Source organism: Stenotrophomonas sp. SPM, from assembly GCF_003105135.1.
Lineage (GTDB): Bacteria > Pseudomonadota > Gammaproteobacteria > Xanthomonadales > Xanthomonadaceae > Stenotrophomonas.
This window is the reverse complement of record NZ_QETL01000150.1, coordinates 1-6,740: the sequence shown is the minus strand read 5'-3', so window position 1 is coordinate 6,740 and position 6,740 is coordinate 1. Positions and strand designations below refer to the sequence as shown.

The window sequence follows — 6,740 nt, the reverse complement described above, 5'->3', positions numbered from 1 at the left end:
GACGCCGCGCCCGGCCGCACCGCGCCGCGCCGCCGCGCGCCCGGCCGGCATCGAGATCATCCGTGGCGACAGTGCAGCCCCCCGCGGTTCCCTTTGACCTGCCCCGAGACCTTCCATGACCGTACATCGCCCGCATCCCCGCCCGACCGCCCGCCAACGCTGGCTGGCCCTGCTGCTGGTGCTGCTGGCGCCCGGCACGGGCGTGGCGGCAGATGAGCTGGTGCTGCAGGCCCGCGAACAGCGTCCGTGGACGCTGCCGGCCGATCTCGAACGGGTGGCGATCGCCGATCCGGGCGTGGCCGACGTGGTGATGCTGCGCGGCCAGCGCCAGGCACTGCTGGTCGGCAAGGCGCCCGGCACCACCACCTTGCTGCTGTGGCACAAGAAGCAGGGCGAGCCGCAGCGCCTGCAGGTGCGCGTACAGAGCGCCGTGCAGGGCGCCGCGGATGCCGGCCGCAACGGCCTGGTGTTCACCCAGCAGGACCAGCAGGGACTGCTGCAGGGAAGCAGCGACAGCATGCTGACCCACATGCAGGAGCAGAAGACTGCGGCCATGGCCCTGGGCAAGGACGGCATGCTGGCCGACGCCTCCACCATCGCCAGTGGCGGCGTGGTGCAGGTGGAAGTGAAGGTGGTCGAGTTCAACAAGACCGCACTGAAGCAGATCGGCATCAGCTTCCAGAACCGCAACGGTGGCTTCGCCTATGGCTTCGCCCGCCCCGGCGGCATCCTGCCGGGCAACACCGGCGTGCTGCCGGGAATGACGGAAGGCGGCAGCAGCAACGAAGCAGAGTCGCCGATCTCCTCCGCATTCCGGCTGGTGTTCGGCTCGACCAAGGGCCTGTGGAATGCCGACGTCGACCTGCTGCAGAGCAACGGCATGGCCCGCGTCCTGGCCGAGCCGACGCTGGTCGCACTGTCAGGCCAGAGTGCGAGCTTCCTGGCCGGCGGCGAGCTGCCGATCCTCGAGCCGCAGGGCCTCGGCACCACCACCGTCACCTACAAGCCCTTCGGCATCGGCCTGACCGTCACCCCCACCGTGCTGTCGCCCAACCGCATCGCACTGAAGGTGGCGCCGGAAGCCAGCGACCTGGACTACACCAATTCCATCGCCCTCAATGGCGTGCAGATCCCCTCGATCAGCACGCGCCGCGCCGACACCACGGTCGAGCTGGGCGACGGCGAGAGCTTTGTCATCGGCGGCCTGGTCAGTTCAACGGTGGCGTCCACGGTGAACAAGATTCCGATGCTGGGCGACCTGCCGATCATCGGCTCGTTCTTCCGCAATCTCGACTACAAGCGCCAGGACAAGGAGCTGGTGATCATCGTCACCCCGCGCCTGGTGCAGCCGCTGGCCCGCAACACCGAGCTGCCGCTGCCCGGCGATCGCGAGTCGCGCCCGCACATGCCCGAATGGGGTGCATGGCTGCTGGGCCCGGTCAGCCAGGACCCGGTGCCAGGCTTCTCGCGCTGACCCGATGCTGCCGAGCCCACGCCCATGCCCTACGCCACTGCCCAGCCACTGCATGCCACGGGACCAGCGATGAACCTGGTCCTGTACGGCATTGATCGTGAACTGCTGCAGCGGCTGGCGCTGCGGCTGCCGGCATCGGCGGTGCTGCACTGGCAGGACAGCACGCAGCCGACCTCGGCGCAGGACCTGCAGCGGGGTGCCAACAGCCTGGTGCTGCTCGACTTCCGCCCGGAATACGCGGCGTCTTCAACCGTGCTGGCTGAGCAGCTGCAGCAGACCCAGCCCGATCTGAACCTGATGGCCGTGGGGGCCACCGGCACCGGCCAGGTGGAAGGCGTGGTGATGGCCCTGCGCGCCGGCCTGCGCGATGTGCTCGACCTGGACAGCGACAACGGCGCAATCGAGATCGCCCTGCGCCGCGCGCTCTCCCCGCGCACCGCCGCCGCCCCGCAGCCGTCGCACCGCGCGCGGTTCGTGCTGCTGCTTGGCGTACGCGCCGGCGTTGGCACCAGCACCCTGGCCGCACATCTGGCCGTGCTCGCCCAGCAGCAGCGCAGCCATACGGGCGACGATGCCACGGGAACCGACGGCCTGCTGATGGAGCTGGCGCAGCCGGCGGGCGATCTCGCGCTGTACCTCAACCTAGACAGCCGATTCCACTATGAAGATGCGCTGCGCAACGCCAGCCGCATCGACGCCACCCTCGCGCGCACCGCAATGGCCCGGCACACCAGCGGCCTGGTCCTGCTCGACCGTGCCAGCGGCAGCGATGCGGTGCCGCCCTCCGATCCCGGCGCGCTGCTGCAGCGCCTGCGCGGGGTCTTCACCAGCGTGCTGTGCGATGCCGGCGGTTGCCCGCTGCGCCAGCTGCCGCCGCTGCTACTGGAACAGGCCGACGAGATCTGGCTGGTGGCCGACACCGCCATCGCCACCCTGGTCTCGCTTGATCATGCCCTCAAGCACCTGAGCGGGCAGCGTGAACGCGAGAGCCGGCTGCAGCTGGTGGTCAACCGTCATGATGAACACAGCGGCCTGAGCCCCGAACAGATCGCACGCCGCTTCGAACTGCCGCTGCTGGCCACCCTGCCCGAGCGCCCGCGCGTGCGGGCCGCGGCCAGCCACGGCCATCTGCTGCTGCAGGATGCCCCGCGCGATCGGTACCTGCGCGCCCTAGCCCCGCTGGTGGCGCGACTGGACCCGGCCGCCGGCCCGGCCCTGCCGCTTGGCCTGCGGGAAAGACTTGCCCTTGCCCTGGGTGGAACGCCATGGAAGACAAAGTGACCCTGTTTCCCAATGCCATGGCGCGCGCCGGGCTGCCTGACAACGCACCGGCCAGTCCGCCGTTCGCGCAGACCGAGCAGTACCAGAAGGTGCTGTCGGCCGCGCATGAGCACCTGCTCAACAGCATCGAAGACGAGCGGATCGACATCGACTCCTGGGCGCCGGATACCATCGCGCGCTGGGTGCAGGTGCAGACCGTCAGCTTCATCCAAGAATGGCGCATCCCGATCAACGAGGAGGAGATGCAGACCGTCGCCCAGGGACTGGTGAAGGAGCTCACCGGTTTCGGTCCGCTGGATGACCTGCTGCACGACCCGACGATCGAGGACATCCTGATCAACGGCTTCAAGGACGTGCATGTCTCGCAGGGCGGCGTGCTGCGGCGCGCGACCCAGCGCTTCACCGACGACACCCACCTGCTGCGCATCCTGCGCCGCATCCTGGCCCCGATCGGCCGCCGCCTGGACGATTCCAATCCGATGGTGGATGCGCGCCTGCCCAACGGCGGCCGCCTCAACGCCATCATCTCGCCGTTGGCCGTGGACGGTCCGATGGTGTCCATCCGCAAGTTCCGCAAGGACCCCTTCACCCCGGACGAACTGCTGGCCAAGGGCACCTTCGACGCACCGATGCAGGCGCTGATCAAGGCCATGGTGCTGGGCCGCTGCAACATCCTGGTCTCCGGCGGCACCAGCTCGGGCAAGACCTCGCTGCTTAACGCGCTGACCAGCTACGTGCCGGAAACCGAGCGCGTCATCACCGTGGAAGATACCGCCGAGCTATCGCTGAACCACCCGCACGTGGTGCGCCTGGAGAGCCGCGTGGGCGGTGCCGATGGTCATGGTGCGGTCGGCATCCGCGACCTGGTGCGCAACAGCCTGCGCATGCGCCCGGACCGCATCGTGGTCGGCGAGGTGCGCGGCGCCGAAGTACTGGAAATGCTGCAGGCGATGAATACCGGCCATGACGGTTCGATGGCCACCATCCATGCCAACTCGCCGCGCGACTGCCTGTACCGCATCGAGATGCTGGCTGGCTTTGCCGGCTTCCAGGGCAGCGAGGACAGCCTGCGCCGGCAGATCGCGAGCGCGATTGACTTCATCGTGCAGATTTCGCGACTGCCCAGTGGCCGCCGCGTGCTGGTGTCGATCACCGAGATCACCGGCGTCAGCGACAACCTGATCACTACCCAGGAGATGTTCCGCCACGAAGTGCAGGTGGATGCGAACGGGGCGGAGGTCAACCGCTGGATCGGCCTCGGCTTCCAGCCCCATTCGCGCAAGCTGGAGCCGTTCCGCCAGCAGCTGCGCGAGTCGCTGTACGGAGACTTCTGAAATGGGCACCGCCGCGCTCCTGCTGCTGAGCATCGTGGCCGTGCTGCTGGCTGCGGCCGTGTGGCTGTGGGGCGCCGCGCACGGCCGCGAGCAGCGCCAGAGCTCGCTGCAGCACGCCGAGCAGCAGCTCGGCCGCGGTGGCAGCACGCCGCTGCCAGCGACCGATCCCGCGCGTGCCGCGCCCGCAGCAGCCAAGCGCGCCCTGCCCTGGGACGCCTTCCTGCAGCGTGCGGGCCTGGAGCCGGGCTGGAAGCTGCCGCTGCTGCTGCTCGTGCCGGGCATCGCGCTTTCCGTCGTCGCCGTGATGCGCCTGGGTACGCTGTGGATGTTCCCGCTCACGCTGGGCCTTTACCTGCTCGGCTGTGGGCTGTGGATCGTCCGCCGCACCACCCGCCTGCGTGCGCGCCTGCTGCACCAGTTGCCGGATTTCCTCGACAACCTGGTGCGCCTGACCGCGCTCGGCAACAGCCTGCAGATGGCCTTCCAGACCGCATCGGTGCAGACCACCGCGCCGCTGCGCGGCATGCTCGACACCACCGTGCGCTACGCGCGCAGCGGCATGGACCTTGACCGTGCGCTGGGCCTGGCCGCGCAGCCCTACCAGATGGACGTGCTCAAGGTGCTTGCCGTGGTGATCGGTGTCAGCGTGCGCATCGGCGGACGTTCCGACCAGATCCTGCAGCGCATGGGCGATTTCATGCGCGACCTCGAGCAGGCGCAGCAGGAACTGGCGGCGACCACCTCGGAAACGCGGATGTCGGCCTGGGTGCTGGGCCTGCTGCCGCCGGCCTGCGCCGTGCTGATGGCGATCAGCAGTCCCGATTTCTTCCAGCCCGTGCTGCACGACCCGCTGGGCCACAAGGTGTTGTTGATGGCCCTCGGCCTGGAGCTGGTCGGTGGATTCCTGCTGTATCGACTGGCGCGCTCGCTATGACCAAGCATCTGTGCCCGGGAGACCTGCGATGAGCGCCGCCACCTGGTGGATGCTGGCCCTGCTGGTGCTGGCCGCTGGCGTGGCATTGCTCGGCCTCGGCGGGTGGGTACGTGGCAGCCGTGAAGCGCGCACCTCCGCGACCCTGCAGACCGCACTGCGCCCGCGTGATGCCGCACCGCCGGAGCCCGCGCCTGCGCGCGACTCCTTTGGATGGCTGCAGCAGCTCGGCCAGCTATTCGCCGGTGGCCGCCTGGAAGCGGCGCTGTTGGCCAACGAAGACCGGCTGCTGCTCGACCTCGCCGGCTGGAACACGCGACGTGGCACCGCCATCTACCTCGCCCTGCGGCTGATGCTGGCTGTACTGGTGCTGGTGGCCGCACTGGCAATGAGTGATGCCACCGGCGTGTCACGCCTGATGGTGGTCATCGCTGCGCTGGCGGCGGGACTGCTGTTGCCGAAGTTCGCACTGTCCAGCTGGGTGAAGCGCCGGCGCCGCGCGGTGTCCAACGAACTGCCGCTGCTGATCGACCTGCTGCGCCTGCTGCAGGGCGTGGGTTTCAGCATGGACCAGAGCCTGCAGACGCTGGGTGACAAGCTGCGTGATGCGCTGCCCGTGCTGGGTCGCGAGATCCAGGAAGCAAATGCCGCCTACTCGCTCGGCCGCACGCGCGCTCAGTCGCTGCGTCGCCTCAGCGAGGTCTACGGCGATGACGACCTGTCCAGCCTGGTGCAGCTCATCCTGCAGGTGCATGCGCATGGCGGCGCGGTGCAGGAACCGCTGCGGCAGTTCAGCGTGCGCCTGCGCGAACAGCGCCGCAATGCGCTGAAGGAAAAGGTCGGAAAGCTCTCGGTGAAGATGACCGTGGTGATGATGCTGACCCTGCTGCCGGCGCTGATGCTGGTGCTTGCCGGCCCTGCGCTGGTGGCGCTGGCCAATACCTTGACCAAGATGGGATGAACCTCATGCCTGCGCTTCGCCCCGCCTACCTGCTGTGCGCCCTGGCCGCGCTGTCCGGCTGCGCCTCCACCGCCCCGGCCTATCGCAAGGGGCCGAGTCTGGCCGAGCCGACACCGGCGCCGCAGGACAGCCGCAACACCTATCTGGAGCTGATCGCGCGCATGCAGCAGCAGGGCGCGTGGTTTGCTTCGCTGGCCCACGTCGACGCCTACCGGCAGCGCTTCGGCGATGCGCCCGCGTTGCGCCTGCTGCAGGCCGACGCCCTGCGCGAGACCGGCCAGGTCGACGCGGCCGCCGATATCTATCGCAGCCTCGATTCCGGCGCCCAGGCCGCCGCTGCCGCGCACGGCCTGGGCCTGATCGCAGCGCGCCGAAACGATGATGCCGCCAGCGAACTGGCGCTGGCGCGCGCTACCCGCCTGCAGCCGTTGAACACCGACTACCTCGGCGACCTGGGCTATGCGCGCCTGCGTGCCGGCCAGCTGGAGCAGGCACGCGAACCGCTGGCCAAGGCGCTGGAGCTGCAGCCGGGCAATGCCAAGGCCACCGCCAACCTGGCACTGTGGGCCGTGCTGCGCGGTGATGCGGCAACGGCCGAGCGGCTGGCGGCGCAGGCCCAACTCAGCCCGGACGTACAGCGCAGCATCAGCGAGCAGGCCCAGCAGATCCGCGCACGCTGGCAGCAGCGTGACGCCGCACGCAGCACGCCGGCCACCGCCCCGGTCACAGCGGCGCGCACCGCCATGCCCACCCGCGTGG

Annotated in this window: 6 protein-coding genes; all 6 read left to right on the top strand. The window is 69.4% G+C overall.

The features are described from left to right. Nucleotides 1-115: 115 nt before the first annotated feature. The gene (locus tag DCO49_RS18940) at nucleotides 116-1,474 is read left to right on the top strand and encodes a type II and III secretion system protein family protein (protein WP_116865305.1); all 1,359 of its coding nucleotides are present in this window, start codon (nucleotides 116-118) and stop codon (nucleotides 1,472-1,474) included. Between the two features lie 69 nt (nucleotides 1,475-1,543). Then, complete coding sequence (locus DCO49_RS18935; RefSeq protein ID WP_243402781.1) at nucleotides 1,544-2,755, top strand: fimbrial protein; 1,212 nt, start codon at nucleotides 1,544-1,546, stop codon at nucleotides 2,753-2,755. After that, entirely contained in the window at nucleotides 2,740-4,089 is a 1,350-nt protein-coding gene (locus tag DCO49_RS18930; protein ID WP_116865303.1) for a CpaF family protein, read from the top strand. The genes DCO49_RS18935 and DCO49_RS18930 overlap by 16 nt, the downstream gene beginning before the upstream one ends. Before the next feature lies 1 nt (nucleotide 4,090). Then, nucleotides 4,091-5,023 (top strand): type II secretion system F family protein, encoded by a 933-nt coding sequence (locus DCO49_RS18925; protein WP_116865302.1) that lies wholly within the window; start codon nucleotides 4,091-4,093, stop codon nucleotides 5,021-5,023. A gap of 28 nt (nucleotides 5,024-5,051) precedes the next feature. Next, nucleotides 5,052-5,981, top strand: coding sequence for a type II secretion system F family protein (locus DCO49_RS18920; RefSeq protein WP_116865301.1), 930 nt, complete (start codon nucleotides 5,052-5,054; stop codon nucleotides 5,979-5,981). A gap of 5 nt (nucleotides 5,982-5,986) precedes the next feature. After that, on the top strand, nucleotides 5,987-6,740 hold a 754-nt coding region (locus DCO49_RS18915; protein WP_116865306.1), incomplete at its 3' end, for a Flp pilus assembly protein TadD.

Coding starts and splice junctions, on each gene's coding strand:
- DCO49_RS18940 (WP_116865305.1), top strand. CDS start 116: ATGACCGTACATCGCCCGCATCCCCGCCCGACCGCCCGCCAACGCTGG.
- DCO49_RS18935 (WP_243402781.1), top strand. CDS start 1,544: ATGAACCTGGTCCTGTACGGCATTGATCGTGAACTGCTGCAGCGGCTG.
- DCO49_RS18930 (WP_116865303.1), top strand. CDS start 2,740: ATGGAAGACAAAGTGACCCTGTTTCCCAATGCCATGGCGCGCGCCGGG.
- DCO49_RS18925 (WP_116865302.1), top strand. CDS start 4,091: ATGGGCACCGCCGCGCTCCTGCTGCTGAGCATCGTGGCCGTGCTGCTG.
- DCO49_RS18920 (WP_116865301.1), top strand. CDS start 5,052: ATGAGCGCCGCCACCTGGTGGATGCTGGCCCTGCTGGTGCTGGCCGCT.